This is a genomic window from Streptomyces sp. NPDC097595 (assembly GCF_044761525.1).
In the GTDB taxonomy this organism is placed as follows: domain Bacteria; phylum Actinomycetota; class Actinomycetes; order Streptomycetales; family Streptomycetaceae; genus Streptomyces; species Streptomyces drozdowiczii_A.
Map to the genome: position 1 here is coordinate 173064 of NZ_JBIWCN010000006.1, position 15331 is coordinate 188394.

The following is a 15331-nucleotide window of genomic DNA, read 5'->3' on the forward strand; positions in this document are numbered from 1 at the left end:
CGTAGCCGACCATGACGGTCGGGTCCTGCTACACGGCGCACCTGTCGCTCGCCCAGGCGAGGCAGGGAGAGGTGGAGCTCGCCGCCGGAACAGGACGCCGCGCGTACGAGATGCTGCTGCCGGCGTCCGGATCGCTGCGCACGACGAGGACGCTCGCCGTCACCCGCCAAGTCATCGAGGCCACGGGCACGAAGGCGCCCGAGGTCGTGAGCTGGATCGAGGAGTCACGCCGATGGATCTGAAACCGTACACGCACGCCGACGCCGCGAACGTGCGCTCATTGCTCCTGGACATACACGACGAGGTCTACGCAAAGGAGCCCGACCCGTTCCACTCGCGCGAGCGGTTCTCGTACTACGTCGACCTGTGGTCCGGGCGCGAGGACTGGCTGTGCGTCTCGGGCTGGGAGGACGGCGGGGCGGTCGGGTACGCGTACGGTTCAAGGTTCAAGCCGGGCGGCTGGTGGAAGGGTCCGGACCGGCCCAGGGGCGTGCGCGGCCGCATCCTCGCTCTGTCCGAGCTGATGGTGGTGCCCCAGTGGCAGGGGACCGGCCGGGCGCAGCAGCTCCACGACGCGCTGATCCGATCGGTCGAGGTCGACTTCGTGACGCTCCTGGTCGACTCCACCCATCCGAGGGTGCAAGCCCTGTACGAGAAGTGGGGCTACGAAAAGCGAGACGAGGCCAAGCCTTCCGACGACTCCCCGCTGTACGCGGTCATGGTCAGGACGCTGCGGGGGAGTTAGCAAAGAGCCCTGTCACTCCCCGAAGGGAGTGACAGGGCTCTTGCTCTGGCGCAGCCGCGATTTAGAGGTCGAAGTACAGCTCGAACTCGTGCGGGTGCGGGCGCAGCTGGATCGGGGCGATCTCGTGGGTGCGCTTGTAGTCGATCCACGTCTCGATCAGGTCGGACGTGAAGACGCCGCCGGCCTGGAGGTACTCGTTGTCGGCCTCAAGGGCGTCCAGGACGGCCGGGAGGGACGTCGGGACCTGCTGGACGTTGGCGTGCTCCTCGGGGGCCAGCTCGTACAGGTCCTTGTCGATCGGCTCGGCCGGCTCGATCTTGTTCTTGATGCCGTCCAGGCCGGCCATCAGGAGCGCCGAGAAGGCCAGGTACGGGTTGGACGACGGGTCCGGGGCGCGGAACTCGACGCGCTTCGCCTTCGGGTTGGAGCCCGTGATCGGGATGCGCATCGCGGCGGAGCGGTTGCGCTGCGAGTACACCATGTTGACCGGGGCCTCGAAGCCGGGGACCAGGCGGTGGTACGAGTTCACCGTCGGGTTGGTGAAGGCCAGCAGCGACGGGGCGTGCTTGAGGATGCCGCCGATGTAGTAGCGCGCCATGTCCGACAGGCCGGCGTAGCCCTGCTCGTCGTAGAACAGCGGGTCGCCGCCGGCCCACAGGGACTGGTGGACGTGCATGCCCGAGCCGTTGTCGCCGAAGATCGGCTTCGGCATGAAGGTCGCGGTCTTGCCGTTGCGCCAGGCGACGTTCTTCACGATGTACTTGAAGAGCATCAGGTCGTCGGCCGCGGCGAGCAGCGTGTTGAACTTGTAGTTGATCTCCGCCTGGCCGCCGGTGCCGACCTCGTGGTGCTGGCGCTCGATCTCCAGGCCGCTCTTCTGCAGCTCCAGGGACATCTCGGCGCGCAGGTCCGCGTGGTGGTCGACCGGGGAGACCGGGAAGTAGCCGCCCTTGTAGCGGACCTTGTAACCGCGGTTGTTCTCGACCGCACCGGTGTTCCAGGCGGCGGCCTCGGAGTCGATGTGGTAGAAGCTCTCGTTCGCCGACGTCTGGAAGCGGACGTTGTCGAAGACGTAGAACTCGGCCTCGGGACCGAAGTACGCGGTGTCGGCGAAGCCGGTGGAGGCGAGGTACGCCTCGGCCTTCTTGGCCACGTTGCGCGGGTCACGGCTGTACTGCTCGCCGGTGATCGGGTCGTGGATGAAGAAGTTGATGTTGACGGTCTTGTCGCGGCGGAAGGGGTCGACACGGGCGGTCGACAGGTCCGCGCGGAGCGCCATGTCGGACTCGTGGATGGCCTGGAAGCCGCGGATCGACGAGCCGTCGAAGGCAAGCTCGTCGGCCGGGTTGAAGGTCGCCGCCGGCACGGTGACGTGCTGCATCACACCGGGCAGGTCACAGAACCGGACATCGATGAACTTGACGTCGTTGTCGGCGATGAACTTCTTCGCGTCGTCGGCGTTCTGGAACATCCAACTCCTCCTACTCCCGGCCCGGGAGGGACGGGGTTGCAGCTCGTTGTGTGACCAGTGCGGTGGCACACGCTGGACCCGACCTTAGGCAGACCGGATTTCTCAAGCATGACCCATTTGTTTCGCCGAAGTTAACCGGCGCGGCTGCGAGGAGCGGTCGTACGGCCCCCGGACCGCCCCTTTGGCGTGGTCCTACGGGCCTCCCGGCCGTATCAAAAGGGCGTCCGAGGAGTGGGACGACGCATGGGACGGCACCCGCGGGGGAAGGCGCCCGGCCGGGCGCAGTACCGTGGTCGGGTGGACAATAGGCAAGCAATCGGATCGTGGCTCTCCGGGCCGCGTGCGGCCGCCGAGGACATGGGCGCCGACTTCGGCTACCGGGGCAAGCGGCTCGGCCTCCCCGAGCAGGGCCCCGGGGCCATCGCCCCGCTCGGCCGGCGCTTCGGGGCCCTCTTCATCGACTGGGCCCTGTGCATGCTGATCGCATACGGGCTGTTCGCTCGCGGTGACCAGCAGGCGTCCGGAAACTGGGCGCTCGGCATCTTCCTCGTCATGAGCGTGCTCACCGTCGGCACGATCGGCTGCACCCCCGGCAAGCGCCTCACGGGCACCCGGGTCGTCGCCGAGGACGGCGGCCGCCTCGGCCTCCTCCGGGTCCTCGTCCGCAGCGTCCTGCTCTGCCTCGCGATCCCGGCCCTCGTCTGGGACCGCGACGGCCGCGGCCTCCACGACCGCCTGGCCCGCGCGGTCCAGATCCGCGCCTGAGACGTAGAGAACACAAAGAGGGCGGGCCGCGAACGGCCCGCCCTCTTCACGTTTCTGTACGCGTCAGCGCATCTTGCCGCGCGGCATCCGCATGCCCTTCGGCATGGGCCCCTTCGGGAGCGGCATGTTGCTCATCAGGTCGCCCATCGCGCGGAGGCGGTCGTTGGCGGCCGTCACCTGGGGGCCGGTCAGGACGCGGGGCAGCTTCAGCATCTTGGTGCGGACCTTCTTCAGGGGCACCTGGCCCTCGCCGTTGCCGACGATGATGTCGTGGACGGGGACGTCCACCACGATGCGGGCCATCTTCTTCTTCTCGGCCGCGAGCAGGCTCTTCACCCGGTTCGGGTTGCCCTCGGCGACCAGCACGATGCCCGCCTTGCCGACGGCGCGGTGCACGACGTCCTGGCTGCGGTTCATCGCGACCGCGGGGGTCGTCGTCCAGCCCCGGCCCACGCGGTCCAGGACCGCCGCCGCAGCGCCCGGCTGGCCCTCCATCTGCCCGAAGGCGGCCCGCTCGGCGCGGCGTCCGAAGACGATCGCCATCGCGAGGAGCGCGAGCACGAAGCCCAGGATGCCCAGGTAGATCGGGTGATCGATCAGAAAACCGATCGCGAGGATGACACCGAAGGTGACGATTCCCACACCCGCGACCACAAGACCGATCTTGGAGTCGGTCCGCTTGGTCATCTTGTAGGTCAGAGCGATCTGCTTGAGCCGCCCCGCGTTCTCGGCGCTGTCCGCGCCTTCAGTGGTGTTTGCCTTCCTCGCCATGCAATGAAGTTTACGTGGCCTTCGAACGACGGGCGGCCACGGCCTCCCGTTCCGGCACGTAGCCGGACGCGGCCCGGTCCTTCGCCCGGCGGCGGTCCTCCAGGACGGCCGTCCAGGCGTTGCGGCGGGCGGTGCGCTGGCCGCCGCTGAGCAGCAGCGATTCCACGGCGCGGAGGGTGTTGGTGACGGTCGGGATGACGGTGGCGCGTACCGGCGCGGCCTGCATCGTGGCAAGTCCCCTCGGAAACGATGTACGTGTGCTGCGCGGACTGGAGACGGGTGGCGGTTCTGTCACCGCACCGCTCGTGTATCCAGGGTCACCGTTCGGTGTTACCAGCGCGTGACCGGTCGGTCAAACACCAATGAAACCTTGATACGGGCCCCGCGCACGCCGACGCGGTCCGTCCGCGCCCCCGGCCCTCTCGGACCTGCGGGGACGGGACGGACCGCGTCGGGTGCGATACGGATTACGCGGACGGCACCGGGGCCTCGGCCTCGCGCCGGTCCATCGCCTGCTGGAAGAGACGGCCCGCGCGGTACGAGGAGCGGACGAGCGGTCCGGACATGACGCCGGAGTACCCGATGGCGTCGGCCTCGTCCTTCAGCTCGACGAACTCGTGCGGCTTCACCCAGCGCTCGACGGGGTGGTGGCGCACCGACGGCCGCAGGTACTGCGTGATCGTGATGAGCTCGCAGCCCGCGTCGTACAGGTCCTGGAGCGCCTCGCTGACCTCTTCGCGGGTCTCGCCCATGCCGAGGATCAGGTTGGACTTGGTCACCAGGCCGGCCTCGCGGGCGCGGGTGATGACCTCCAGGGACCGCTCGTAGCGGAAGCCCGGGCGGATGCGCTTGAAGATGCGCGGCACCGTCTCCACGTTGTGCGCGAGCACCTCGGGGCGCGAGGAGAAGACCTCGGCGAGCTGCTCGGGCTCGGCGTTGAAGTCGGGGATCAGCAGCTCGACCTTGGTGCCGCCGGCCTCCCGGCCCGCCGTCTGCGCGTGGATCTGGCGCACGGTCTCCGCGTACAGCCAGGCACCGCCGTCCTCCAGGTCGTCGCGGGCGACGCCGGTGATGGTGGCGTAGTTCAGGTCCATCGTGACGACGGACTCGCCGACGCGGCGGGGCTCGTCCCGGTCCAGCGCCTGCGGTTTGCCCGTGTCGATCTGGCAGAAGTCACAGCGCCGGGTGCACTGGTCACCGCCGATGAGGAACGTGGCCTCGCGGTCCTCCCAGCACTCGAAGATGTTGGGGCAGCCGGCCTCCTGGCACACCGTGTGCAGACCCTCGCTCTTGACGAGTTTCTGCAGCTGGTTGTACTCGGGGCCCATCTTCGCCCGGGTCTTGATCCACTCGGGCTTGCGCTCGATGGGGGTCTGGCTGTTCCGGACCTCAAGGCGCAGCATCTTGCGCCCGTCGGGTGCGACAGACACTCCGGCACTCCCCTTTGCTCTCACTGCATTGGATTCTTCGGCGAACACCAGGGTACGCCCGTGGTTCATTCGGTTGTACGTCTGCCCAACCTGGGGCAGGCAGGGCCTATTCCCGGAACCGCGTTCCGTGGGTCACGCCGTGGCCATGGCGTCGCCGGTGCGCTCGATCGTACGGGGGGCGAGCTCGGCGTTCTCCAGGATGTCCCGCAGGTGCCTCTCCGCGACGGGCAGGACCTCGTCGATCGTGATCTCGCGGCCCAGCTCGTAGCTGAGCGAGGTGACACCGGCGTCCCGGATGCCGCAGGGCACGATGCGGTCGAACCAGGTGTTGTCGGGGTTCACGTTGAACGAGAAGCCGTGCATCGTGACGCCCTTGGCGACGCGGATGCCGATCGCGGCGAGCTTGCGGTCCTCGCGGCGCTGCCCGGCGTTGGACGGGGCGTACTCCGGACCGTTGAGCCGGGGGTCGAACTCCTCGTCCGCCAGCCGCGGGTCGAAGTCGAGCGTGAGGCCGCCGAGCGCGGGGCGCTGCTCGACCGGGTCGCCCAGGACCCAGACACCGCTGCGGCCCTCGACGCGGCTGGTCTCGACGCCGAACTCGGCGGCGGTGCGGATCAGCGCCTCCTCCAGGCGGCGCACATGGGCGACGACGTCCACGGGGCGCGGGAGCTTCTGGATCGGGTAGCCGACGAGCTGGCCCGGGCCGTGCCAGGTGATCTTGCCGCCGCGGTCCACGTCGATGACGGGGGTGCCGTCGAGGGGGCGCTCGCTGTCCGCCGTGCGCCTGCCCGCGGTGTAGACGGGCGGGTGTTCCAGGAGCAGGCAGGTGTCCGGGACGGTGTCCTCGAACCGTGCCGCGTGCACCTCGCGCTGCTTCTGCCACGCCTCCCGGTAGTCGACGGCGTTCTCGCCGAATCCCATACGGACGAACCGGAGCTCAGTCACGGAAGCAGCCTCTCTCCTCGCGGTGCCGGGGGCCGGGGGGTGTCCCCGAACCACGTCACCCTGCACGAATCGCGCCCCAGTCACTGTACGACCGGCGTCGGCGCACGGGCCGGGCAGGTCTTCCCGTCAGCGCCGCCCACAATCCTCACACGATCGGATGAATGTGGAGCGAAGGGTGCTGAGGCCGCCCCGCGGACAGTTAAATTCGCGCCGTTCGTCAGAGGGCTGCCCGGCCCCGAAGGCAGGAGACCCTAGAGCTGATGTCGGAACGACCTCCGCAGCGCACGCCCAACCGCCGGCTCGCCTCGCTCATCACCGAGGCCGGGTTCTCCAACGCCGGCCTCGCCCGCCGGGTGGACCAGCTCGGCCTCGAACACGGACTCGACCTGAGGTACGACAAGACCTCCGTCACCCGCTGGCTGCGCGGCCAGCAGCCCCGGGGCACCACCCCCGCGCTCATCGCCGAGGTCTTCACCCGGCGCCTCGGCCGCCGGCTCTCCGCCCAGGACCTCGGCCTCGACGCCTGCGCCCCGGTCTACGCGGGCCTGGAGTTCGCCGCCACGCCCGCCGAGGCGGTCGACATCGTCAGCGGCCTCTGGCGCAAGGACTCCGGCAGCCACACCGAGCTGCGGAAGATCGCGTTCACCCCGGCCGGTCTCGTCGTGCCCAGCCGGGACTGGCTCATCGGCCGGGCCGACGAGTGGGTCGGCCGCCCGGCGCCCAACAGGGCCGGCGCCTCGCGCCCGGCCGGCGCCCAGCTCCCCGTCGCCGGCGCCCTGACCGCCGTGCCCGAGCAGGGCGGGCGGCACGGCGTGCGCGGACCGGTGCCCTCGCGGCCCGGTGGGACGCCCGCACCCCCCGGCGCCCCGGCCGGCGGCGCGACGGGCGCCCCCGGGGTGCCCCGGCAGCGGCAGACCGAGCGGGGCTCGGGGCTCCGGGTCGGCGAGGGGGACGTCGCCGCGCTGCGCTCGGTGGCCGAGCTCTTCCGTACGCTCGACCACGCCTACGGCGGCGGGCACGCCCGGCAGGCCCTCGTGCGGTACCTGGAGCACGAGACGGAGCCGATGCTGCGCGGCACGTACGGCGAGGCCACCGGCCGGCGGCTGTTCGCGGCCGCCGCCGACCTGACCAGGCTGGCCGGCTGGACCTCTTACGACATCGCGGCGCACGGGCTCGCCCAGCGCTATTTCGTCCAGGCGCTCCGCCTCTCCCAGGCGGCCGGCGACCGGGCCTACGGCAGCTATGTGCTGATCACCATGAGCCGCCAGGCTGTCTATCTCGCCCACGGCCGGGAAGCGGTCCAGCTGGCCCGCGTCGCACAGCAGGGCATCGGCTCGGCCGCGCCCCACACCGTCATGGCCCTGCTGCACGCGGTGGAGGCGCGCGGGCACGCGGTGCTCGGGGACTCCAAGGCGTGCACGGCCTCGCTGGCCCGGGCGGAACGCGCGCTGGAGGCGGCCCGCCCCGGCGAGGAGGTCCCGCACTGGGCGCGCCACTTCGACGAGGCGCAGCTCGCCGACGAGTTCGGGCACTGCCACCGCGACCTCCAGCAGTACCGCTCCGCCGCGCAGTACGCGGAGCGCGCGCTCCAGCTGCGCGCCCCCGCGTACGCCCGGAGCAGGCTGTTCTGCCGGGTGGTGCTGGCGTCCGCCCGGCTCGGGCTCGGCGAGCTGGACCAGGCCTGCCGGCTGGGCGCGGAGGCCGCCCAGCAGGCGGCCGAGATGCGCTCGGCGCGGGCCACGGAGTACGTACGGGACTTCGAACGACGGCTGGAGCCCTACCGCGACGCCGCCGCCGTACGCGGCTACCGGGAGCGGGTCGCCGCGCTGGGCTGAGCGGCCCTGGGGTCCGGCGTCCGGATCAGGCCGCCTCGGGGAGCGCGGGAGCGTCTCCGGCGGCCGGGCGGATGCCGAGGTCGTGGAGGATCGAGGCGGCGGCGCGGGCGCCCGAGGCCAGGGCGCCCTGGACGGTGCCGGTGTCGCGGTGGTCGCCGCACACGTACAGGCCGGCGAGGACCCGGACCGGGCGGTGCGGGTCGTGCGGGGCCGGCATCGCGGGGACGGCCTCCGGGTCGTGGTGGGCGGCCAGCAGCTCCCAGTCGTCGGTGGGCACGCCGTACAGCGCGGCGAGGTGGGCGCGGACCGTGCGGTCCAGGTCGTCCGGCGGGGTGCCGAGGACCGTGGAGCTGATCAGGGTCCGGCCCTCCGGGGCGCGGGCCGGGTCGACCTCGCTCATCACGGCGGTGTGGGAGACGGGGCCCGACCGGTCGGCGTCCAGGAGGAGCGAGGCGCCGGTGGGCGGGGGCGCGGGCGCGGTGTGGTGGAGCACCGTCACGGGGTGGAAGGACGGCAGCCTCAGCCCCGGCAGCAGCTCGGCGGCGGCGCTCGCCCCCGTGGCCACCAGCAGGGACCGGCAGCCCAGCTCGCCGTGCTCCTTGGTGCGTACGGAGGTGATGTCGGCGGAGGTGACGTGCACCCCGGTGCGTACGGTGCCCGGCGGCAGGGAAGCGGCGAGGAGCGCCGGCAGCGTACCCGCCCCGCCCTCCGGTACACACAGCCGTCCGCTCGCGTACGTCCGCAGGGCGAGGTCGGCGCACCGGCTGGACGTGGTGAGGCCCGGGTCGCTCAGCAGCGCGGTGAGCAGCGGGCGTACGAAACCGCTGAGCGTACGGGAGGAGAGCCGGCCGGCCAGGGCGTCGAGCGCGGCGCGTTCGGGCCGGGCGAGGATGCGCGCCGGGGGCGTGGCGGCGAGGCGGGCCAGGGCCACCCCGAGCCGGGCGTGGTCGATCGCGTCGCCCATCGCCCCGGTGAGGGCGCCCGCGCGCGGCGGCCGGGGGGCGTGCGCGAGGGCGCGCGCCGCCTTGAGCGCGCCCCGTGCGCCGCGTGCGCCCGGTACGCGGCGGGTCTCGCCGGTCCGGTGGCGGCGGCCCTCGCTGTGCACGAGGACCCCGGGATCGAAGGGGCGCAGGACGAGTCCGTCGAGCCCCGGCGTGGTGCGGAGCTCCGGATACGCGGTGTTGAGCAGCGGGCCGACCCGGTCGAGGCGGAACCCGTCCACCTCGTCGGTGGCCATCCGGCCGCCGACCCCGGGGCCGGCCTCCAGGACGCTGACACTGACCCCGGCGCTGGTCAGTCGGTGGGCCGCCGACAGGCCGGCGATCCCGGCCCCGATGATGACGACGTCCGCGTGGTGTGCCGTGCTGAGCACGTGCCCTCCCCGGTTCGGCGCAAGTGGTGGGGGGCTCATGCCCTCAACCGCCCACCGGAATGCGTGAGTTCGTCAGGAGGCTAGGAGAGTGGCCCGATCGTGCGCAGTCGCGCGCGGACCGGAGCACCGATGCACGGGGTCGCACGCCCGTCCGAAAAAAACCGGGCTGCCCGGACGGTCCGTCAGCGCAGGGCGGCGCGGATGGCCGCGTCGACGGACGGGAAGGCGAACGAGAAGCCCGAGCCCAGCAGCCGCGCGGGCAGCACCCGCTGACTGCCCAGCACATCCCCGGCGAACTCGCCGAGCGCCAGCCGCAGGGCCGGCGCGGGCGCCGTGAAGAGGGTCGGCCGCCGCAGCACCCGGCCCATCGCGGCGGTCACCTCGGCGTTGGTGACGGGCGTCGGGGCGGTCAGGTTCACCGGGCCGGACAGCTCCGGGGTGTCCAGGATGTGCCGCAGCGCCGCGATGTGGTCGTGCAGCGCGATGAAGCTCCAGTACTGCCGCCCGTCGCCCATCCGGCCGCCCAGCCCCGCCTTGAACAGCGGGAAGAGCCGCCCCCAGGCACCGCCCTCCCGGGCGACCACCAGGCCGGTGCGGGCGTGCACCGTACGCACCCCCGCCTCCTCGGCGGCCGCCGTGGCCTCCTCCCACTCCACGCAGACCGACGGCAGGAACCCGTCCCCGGGCGGCGCCTCCTCGTCGACCGGGCGGTCGCCGGTGTCCCCGTAGAAGCCGATCGCGGAGCCGGACAGCAGCACGGCGGGCGGGGAGTCGAGCGAGGCGACGGCGTCCGCGAGGGCGGCGGTGCCCAGCACCCGGCTGTCCCGGATCACCTTCTTGTACGCCTCGGTCCAGCGGTGGTCGCCGACCCCCGCCCCGGCGAGATGGACGACCGCGTCGCAGCCCACGAGCCCGGCCACGTCCACGTACCCCCGCTTCGGGTCCCACTCCACCTCGTCTCCGGCCCGGGCCGGGCGGCGCACCAGGCGCACCACCTCGTGCCCGTCGGCCCGCAGCGAGCGCACCAGCGCCGCTCCGATGAGTCCGGTCGATCCGCTGACGGCGATACGGGAGTGCGGCATGGCGTCCATCCTGCCCCACCGGGGCCGCCGTACGCGGCCGTGGCACAGTGGCGGCCATGACCGATTCCGCCGCATCCGCCGCGCCCGCCGCCCCCCTCGTCCGCCGCGCCGTCCTCGCGGACGAGTCCGCGCTCGGCGAGCTGGACCGCGCCACCTGGTCGACGCTGCACGCGGTGCAGCCGCGCCCGCAGCCGCCGTACGCGCCGTTCTTCGACGAGCGGCACACGCCCCGGGACATCCTGGTGGCGGAGGCGGTCAACGAGGCGGGGGAGCGGGCGCCGGCCGGCTACATACGGGTCGTGCCGCCGACCCCGTTGGCCTGCAACGCGCACGTCCGGCAGATCCAGGGCCTCGCCGTGGCCCACTGGGCGCGCGGCCGGGGCGTCGGACGCGCCCTGATCCGCGCGGCCTGCGCGACGGCACGCGGCGAGGGGGCGAACCGGATCACCCTGCGGGTCCTCGGCCACAACGCGCCCGCCCGCGCGCTGTACGAGGCGGAGGGCTTCACCGTGGAGGGCGTGCTGCCGGGCGAGTTCTTCCTGAACGGGCGGTACGTGGACGACGTGATGATGGGCCGGCCGCTCAACCCGTGACGCCGAACCGCTCCCAGAGCGCGGGCAGCCGGGCCGCCAGGGCCGCGTCGTCGTCCGGGTCCAGTTCGGCGCCCTCCGGCTCGTCGGGCTGCGGGGGGAGGCCGAGGTCGGGCGCGACGACGCCGGTGAGCTGTTCGTACGCCTCGTCGGCCGCGTACCCCAGGTCCTCGCCGTCGCCGTCCAGCTCCTCGTCGAAGGAGTCGAGCAGCTCGGCCAGGGCGTCCGGGTCGTGCACGGCACCCTCGAAGACCTCCCGGCCCCGGCCGATCAGCCAGCAGCGGAAGTAGTCGAAGGCGTCGTCGCTCGCGCCCCCGAGCAGGATCGCGGCGGCGCCCCACAGGTCCCAGCGGTAGGCCCGGTTGAAGCGGGCCTCGAAGTGCCGGGCGAAGTCCAGCACCGCTTCGGGGTCGAGCAGCACCAGCTTGTCGACCAGCAGATCGGCATGGTCCTCGGGGTCGCCGTCGGCGGCCTCGCGCGTGCTGTCGATCAGCTCCCAGAACCCGGTCTCGTCCATCACGGGTCCAGCATCTGCCCTGAGAGCCGCGGATGCACGCCCAGACATCTGAACGAAGCCGTCAGGGCGCGCCCCCGTAGAGCGCGTGCAGCCGGGCGGCCGCCGTCCGGAACCTCTCCCGCAGCCCGGCCGGGGCCAGCACCTCCAACTCCGGTCCGAGGCCCAGCAGCTGGCCGTAGGCGACGTCCGGGGACTCCACCGGCAGGGTGACCGTGACCCGGCCGTCCCCCTCGGGCGGTCCGGCCGCCTCCAGCGCCGCCGTGGCGGCGGCCCGGTCCACGACGTGCGGCAGCCGGTGCGCGGCCGCCTCCGAGAGCCGCAGCGTCACCTCCGTACGCAGCAGGGAGCGGGCGAAGGCGGCGGACCGCTCTTCCCAGAAGGCGGGCAGGTCGAAACCCTCGTCCCTGACGAAAGGGGTGTCCGAAACGGTGGCGGCGGTGAACCGGTCGGTGCGGTACACCCGCGTGTCGTCGCCCGCACGGGCGCACAGGTACCAGACGCCCGCCTTCAGGACGAGCCCGTACGGGGCCAGCTCCCGCTCGACGTCGGAGTCCCGGCCGGACCGCCGGTACCGGGCCAGGAGCAGCCGGTCGCGCCACACGGCCTCGGCCACGGCGGGCAGCAGCTCCGGGGTGACCGGCTCCTGGTACCAGCCGGGCGCGTCCAGGTGGAAGCGCCGGCCCGCCCCCGCCGGGGCGTCCCGCAGCGCGGGCGTCAGGGCCGCCGACACCTTCAGCCGGGCGGCCGACGCGGCGTCCGCGAGGCCCATCTCGCGCAGGGCCGAGGGCAGCCCGGACAGGAACAGGGCCTCCGCCTCGTCGCGGGCGAGACCGGTCAGCCCGGTGCGGTACCCGCCGACGAGCCGGTAGCCGCCGGCCCGGCCGCGCTCCGCGTACACCGGGACACCGGCCTCGGAGAGGGCCTGCGCGTCCCGGGTGACGGTCCGCTCGGACACCTCCAGCTCCCGGGACAGCTCGGCGGCGGTCATGCCGGGACGGGCCTGGAGGAGCAGCACCATTCGGATCAGCCGGGCAGCACGCATACGGCCATTGTGAACAGAGGACAGGCCCGTCCGGCGATTGAGGACAAGACCTCAAGCCGGACGGGCCTGATCACGCTCAGAGACCGTACCGGTCCCGCGCCTCCTTGACGGCGGTCGCCGGCACCTCGCCGCGCCGGGCCAGCTGGGCCAGCGTGGCGACCACGACGGACGGGGCGTCGACGCCGAAGTGGCGGCGGGCCGCGTCACGCGTGTCGGAGAGACCGAAGCCGTCCGTGCCGAGCGAGGTGTAGTCCTGCTCGACCCACTGGCTGATCTGGTCCGGGACCCCGCGCATCCAGTCGCTGACCGCGACGACCGGACCCGGAGCGCCCTCCAGCACCTGCGTCACGTACGGCACCCGCTGCTCACCGTGGAGCAGCGCCTCGTCGCACTCCAGCGCCTCGCGGCGCAGCTCGCCCCAGGAGGTCGCGGACCAGACGTCGGCCGTGACACCCCAGTCGGCGGCCAGCATCTCCTGGGCCTCCAGGGCCCAGTGGATCGCCGTGCCGGAGGCCAGCAGCTGGGCGCGCGGCGCGTCCGCCGTGGCGGGCGTGCCCTCCTTGAAGCGGTACAGGCCCTTGACGATGCCCTCCTCGACGCCTTCCGGCATCGCGGGCTGCGGCTTCGGCTCGTTGTAGACCGTCAGGTAGTAGAAGACGTCCTCGGCGTCGGGACCGTACATCCGCCGCAGACCGTCCTTGACGATCACCGCGATCTCGTACGCGAACGCGGGGTCGTAGTTGAGCGACGCCGGGTTCGTGGCGGCGATCAGGTGCGAGTGGCCGTCCGCGTGCTGGAGGCCCTCGCCCGTCAGGGTCGTACGGCCGGCGGTCGCGCCGACGATGAAGCCCTTGCCGAGCTGGTCGGCGAGCTGCCAGAACTGGTCGCCCGTCCGCTGCCAGCCGAACATCGAGTAGAAGATGTAGAACGGGATCATCGTCTCGCCGTGCGTCGCGTACGACGTGGCGGCGGCGATGAAGTCGGCCATGGCGCCGGCCTCGGTGATCCCCTCGTTGAGGATCTGGCCGTCCTTGGCCTCCTTGTAGTACATCAGCTGGTCGCGGTCGACCGGCTCGTACGTCTGGCCCAGCGGCGAGTAGATACCGGCCGAGGGGAACAGCGACTCCATGCCGAAGGTGCGGGCCTCGTCCGGGACGATCGGCACCCAGCGCTTGCCGGTCTGCTTGTCCCGCATCAGGTCCTTGACCAGGCGGACGAAGGCCATGGTGGTGGCCATCTCCTGCTTGCCGGAGCCCTTCTTGAGCGCGGCGAACGCGCGCTCCTCGGGCTGCGGCAGCGCCACCGCGTGCACCCGGCGGGCCGGGGCGGGGCCGCCGAGGGCGGCGCGGCGCTCCTGGAGGTAGCGGACCTCGGGGGAGTCGGCGCCCGGGTGGCCGTAGGGCACCAGGCCGTCGGCGAAGGCGCTGTCCGGGATCGGGAGGCCGAGCAGCTCGCGCATGCCCTTGAACTCGTCGATCGACAGCTTCTTCATCTGGTGGTTGGCGTTCTTGGACTCGAAGCCCTTGCCGAGCGTGTAGCCCTTCACCGTCTGGGCGAGGATCACGGTCGGCGCGCCCTTGTGCTCGACGGCCGCGCGGTACGCCGCGTACACCTTGCGGGCCTCGTGGCCGCCGCGCGAGGTGTAGAAGCACTCGGCGATCTTCGCGTCGGTGAGCAGCTTCGCCAGCTCGGCGAGGGCGGGCTCGGCGCCGAAGAAGTGCTCGCGGATGTACGCGACGTCACGGGTGGCGTACGTCTGGAACTGCGCGTCCGGGACCTCACGGAGGCGGCGGACCAGCGCGCCCGTGGTGTCGAGCTGGAACAGCTCGTCCCAGGCGTTGCCCCAGAGCGTCTTGATGACGTTCCAGCCGGCGCCCCGGAAGGCGCCCTCCAGCTCCTGCACGACGCGGAAGTTGGCGCGGACCGGACCGTCGAGGCGCTGCAGGTTGCAGTTGATGACGAAGGTCAGGTTGTCGAGCTGCTCACGGGCCGCGAGGGCGAGGGCGGCGGTCGACTCGGGCTCGTCCATCTCGCCGTCGCCCAGGAAGGCCCAGACGTGCGAGTTCGACGTGTCCTTGATGTTGCGGTTGGCGAGGTAGCGGTTGAAGCGCGCCTGGTAGATCGCCGAGAGCGGGCCGAGGCCCATGGAGACCGTGGGGAACTCCCACAGCCAGGGCAGCCGGCGCGGGTGCGGGTAGGAGGGCAGGCCGTTGCCGCCCGATTCCTGGCGGAAGTTGTCGAGCTGCTGCTCGCTGAGCCGGCCGTCGAGGAAGGCGCGGGCGTAGATGCCGGGGGAGGCGTGGCCCTGCACGTAGAGCTGGTCGCCGGAGCCGTCCCCCTCCTTGCCGCGGAAGAAGTGGTTGAAGCCGGTCTCGTACAGCCAGGCCGCCGAGGCGAAGGTGGCGATGTGGCCGCCGACGCCGAAGCGCGCGCCACGGGTGACCATCGCGGCCGCGTTCCAGCGGTTCCACGCGGTGATCTTGGACTCCATCTCCAGGTCACCGTCGAAGTCGGGCTCGGCGGCGGTCGGGATGGAGTTGACGTAATCGGTCTCCAGCAGCTTGGGCAGCGCGAGACCGGCGCCCTCGGCGTGCTGGAGCGAGCGCCGCATCAGGTACGCGGCACGGTGCGGGCCCGCGGCCTTGGTGACGGCATCCAGGGAGGCCGCCCATTCAGCGGTCTCCTCCGGGTCGCGGTCCGGGAGCTGGTCGAGCTCGCTCGGAAGCTTTCCTACGGGGTCGGTCATGATCGCCGCCTTCCGGTGAG

General features: G+C 72.3%; 15 protein-coding genes. 5 read left to right on the forward strand and 10 right to left on the reverse strand.

Annotated elements, in window-relative coordinates; genetic code table 11:
• Window positions 1-11: 11 nt before the first annotated feature.
• Entirely contained in the window at window positions 12-242 is a 231-nt protein-coding gene (locus tag ACIQZN_RS12250; RefSeq protein WP_403991280.1) for a hypothetical protein, read from the forward strand.
• On the forward strand, window positions 233-745 hold the full coding sequence (locus ACIQZN_RS12255) for a GNAT family N-acetyltransferase (protein WP_403991283.1): 513 nt from the start codon (window positions 233-235) through the stop codon (window positions 743-745). Before ACIQZN_RS12250 ends, ACIQZN_RS12255 begins: the two co-directional genes overlap by 10 nt.
• 61 nt (window positions 746-806) lie before the next feature.
• Here ACIQZN_RS12255 and glnA read toward each other — a convergent pair whose 3' ends face one another.
• Window positions 807-2216, reverse strand: coding sequence for a type I glutamate--ammonia ligase (glnA, locus tag ACIQZN_RS12260; protein WP_328899850.1), 1410 nt, complete (start codon window positions 2214-2216; stop codon window positions 807-809).
• 297 nt (window positions 2217-2513) lie between these two features.
• On the opposite strand from glnA, the gene ACIQZN_RS12265 reads away from it, so the two are divergent.
• Window positions 2514-2981, forward strand: coding sequence for an RDD family protein (locus tag ACIQZN_RS12265; protein ID WP_403991286.1), 468 nt, complete (start codon window positions 2514-2516; stop codon window positions 2979-2981).
• Between the two features lie 63 nt (window positions 2982-3044).
• Here ACIQZN_RS12265 and ACIQZN_RS12270 read toward each other — a convergent pair whose 3' ends face one another.
• From ACIQZN_RS12270 to lipB, 4 genes are all read right to left on the reverse strand, one after another.
• Window positions 3045-3752, reverse strand: coding sequence for a DUF4191 domain-containing protein (locus ACIQZN_RS12270; protein WP_018103545.1), 708 nt, complete (start codon window positions 3750-3752; stop codon window positions 3045-3047).
• Between the two features lie 10 nt (window positions 3753-3762).
• Window positions 3763-3978 carry a hypothetical protein gene (locus ACIQZN_RS12275; RefSeq protein WP_265544713.1) on the reverse strand — a complete coding sequence of 72 codons (216 nt, stop codon included), beginning with the start codon at window positions 3976-3978 and terminating at the stop codon, window positions 3763-3765.
• Between the two features lie 241 nt (window positions 3979-4219).
• Window positions 4220-5155, reverse strand: a complete 936-nt coding sequence (gene lipA, locus ACIQZN_RS12280) for a lipoyl synthase (RefSeq protein ID WP_403991627.1) — start codon at window positions 5153-5155, stop codon at window positions 4220-4222.
• A gap of 159 nt (window positions 5156-5314) precedes the next feature.
• Window positions 5315-6127 (reverse strand): lipoyl(octanoyl) transferase LipB, encoded by an 813-nt coding sequence (gene lipB, locus ACIQZN_RS12285; RefSeq protein ID WP_403991290.1) that lies wholly within the window; start codon window positions 6125-6127, stop codon window positions 5315-5317.
• 260 nt (window positions 6128-6387) lie between these two features.
• Between lipB and ACIQZN_RS12290 the strand changes: the two genes are divergently transcribed.
• On the forward strand, window positions 6388-7962 hold the full coding sequence (locus ACIQZN_RS12290; protein ID WP_403991294.1) for a regulator: 1575 nt from the start codon (window positions 6388-6390) through the stop codon (window positions 7960-7962).
• Between the two features lie 25 nt (window positions 7963-7987).
• Here the strand turns inward: ACIQZN_RS12290 and ACIQZN_RS12295 are convergent, their stop codons facing one another.
• A complete protein-coding gene (locus ACIQZN_RS12295; protein WP_403991297.1) occupies window positions 7988-9334 on the reverse strand; it encodes an NAD(P)/FAD-dependent oxidoreductase in 1347 nt (448 codons plus the stop codon).
• Window positions 9335-9516: 182 nt separating this feature from the next.
• Window positions 9517-10416 carry a TIGR01777 family oxidoreductase gene (locus ACIQZN_RS12300; protein WP_403991300.1) on the reverse strand — a complete coding sequence of 300 codons (900 nt, stop codon included), beginning with the start codon at window positions 10414-10416 and terminating at the stop codon, window positions 9517-9519.
• A gap of 56 nt (window positions 10417-10472) precedes the next feature.
• On the opposite strand from ACIQZN_RS12300, the gene ACIQZN_RS12305 reads away from it, so the two are divergent.
• Window positions 10473-11009: a GNAT family N-acetyltransferase gene (locus ACIQZN_RS12305; protein WP_403991303.1), complete on the forward strand. Its 537-nt coding sequence runs from the start codon at window positions 10473-10475 to the stop codon at window positions 11007-11009.
• Here ACIQZN_RS12305 and ACIQZN_RS12310 read toward each other — a convergent pair.
• The 3 genes from ACIQZN_RS12310 to aceE all read right to left on the reverse strand — a co-directional run bounded on the left by ACIQZN_RS12310 (window position 10999) and on the right by aceE (window position 15311).
• Window positions 10999-11523, reverse strand: coding sequence for a DUF4240 domain-containing protein (locus tag ACIQZN_RS12310; protein ID WP_403991630.1), 525 nt, complete (start codon window positions 11521-11523; stop codon window positions 10999-11001). The genes ACIQZN_RS12305 and ACIQZN_RS12310 overlap by 11 nt on opposite strands.
• Window positions 11524-11584: 61 nt before the next feature.
• Window positions 11585-12565, reverse strand: a complete 981-nt coding sequence (locus tag ACIQZN_RS12315) for a helix-turn-helix transcriptional regulator (protein WP_403991306.1) — start codon at window positions 12563-12565, stop codon at window positions 11585-11587.
• A gap of 76 nt (window positions 12566-12641) precedes the next feature.
• On the reverse strand, window positions 12642-15311 hold the full coding sequence (gene aceE, locus ACIQZN_RS12320; protein ID WP_403991309.1) for a pyruvate dehydrogenase (acetyl-transferring), homodimeric type: 2670 nt from the start codon (window positions 15309-15311) through the stop codon (window positions 12642-12644).
• Between the last annotated feature and the right edge of the window lie 20 nt (window positions 15312-15331).

What these genes read in the sequence shown, in the direction of transcription:
- ACIQZN_RS12250 (WP_403991280.1), top strand. Translation starts at nt 12, where the DNA reads ATGACGGTCGGGTCCTGCTACACGGCGCACCTGTCGCTCGCCCAGGCG.
- ACIQZN_RS12255 (WP_403991283.1), top strand. Translation starts at nt 233, where the DNA reads ATGGATCTGAAACCGTACACGCACGCCGACGCCGCGAACGTGCGCTCA.
- aceE (WP_403991309.1), bottom strand. Translation starts at nt 15,311, where the DNA reads ATGACCGACCCCGTAGGAAAGCTTCCGAGCGAGCTCGACCAGCTCCCG.
- ACIQZN_RS12315 (WP_403991306.1), bottom strand. Translation starts at nt 12,565, where the DNA reads ATGCGTGCTGCCCGGCTGATCCGAATGGTGCTGCTCCTCCAGGCCCGT.
- ACIQZN_RS12290 (WP_403991294.1), top strand. Translation starts at nt 6,388, where the DNA reads ATGTCGGAACGACCTCCGCAGCGCACGCCCAACCGCCGGCTCGCCTCG.
- glnA (WP_328899850.1), bottom strand. Translation starts at nt 2,216, where the DNA reads ATGTTCCAGAACGCCGACGACGCGAAGAAGTTCATCGCCGACAACGAC.
- ACIQZN_RS12275 (WP_265544713.1), bottom strand. Translation starts at nt 3,978, where the DNA reads ATGCAGGCCGCGCCGGTACGCGCCACCGTCATCCCGACCGTCACCAAC.
- ACIQZN_RS12310 (WP_403991630.1), bottom strand. Translation starts at nt 11,523, where the DNA reads ATGGACGAGACCGGGTTCTGGGAGCTGATCGACAGCACGCGCGAGGCC.
- lipA (WP_403991627.1), bottom strand. Translation starts at nt 5,155, where the DNA reads ATGCTGCGCCTTGAGGTCCGGAACAGCCAGACCCCCATCGAGCGCAAG.
- ACIQZN_RS12305 (WP_403991303.1), top strand. Translation starts at nt 10,473, where the DNA reads ATGACCGATTCCGCCGCATCCGCCGCGCCCGCCGCCCCCCTCGTCCGC.
- ACIQZN_RS12270 (WP_018103545.1), bottom strand. Translation starts at nt 3,752, where the DNA reads ATGGCGAGGAAGGCAAACACCACTGAAGGCGCGGACAGCGCCGAGAAC.
- ACIQZN_RS12300 (WP_403991300.1), bottom strand. Translation starts at nt 10,416, where the DNA reads ATGCCGCACTCCCGTATCGCCGTCAGCGGATCGACCGGACTCATCGGA.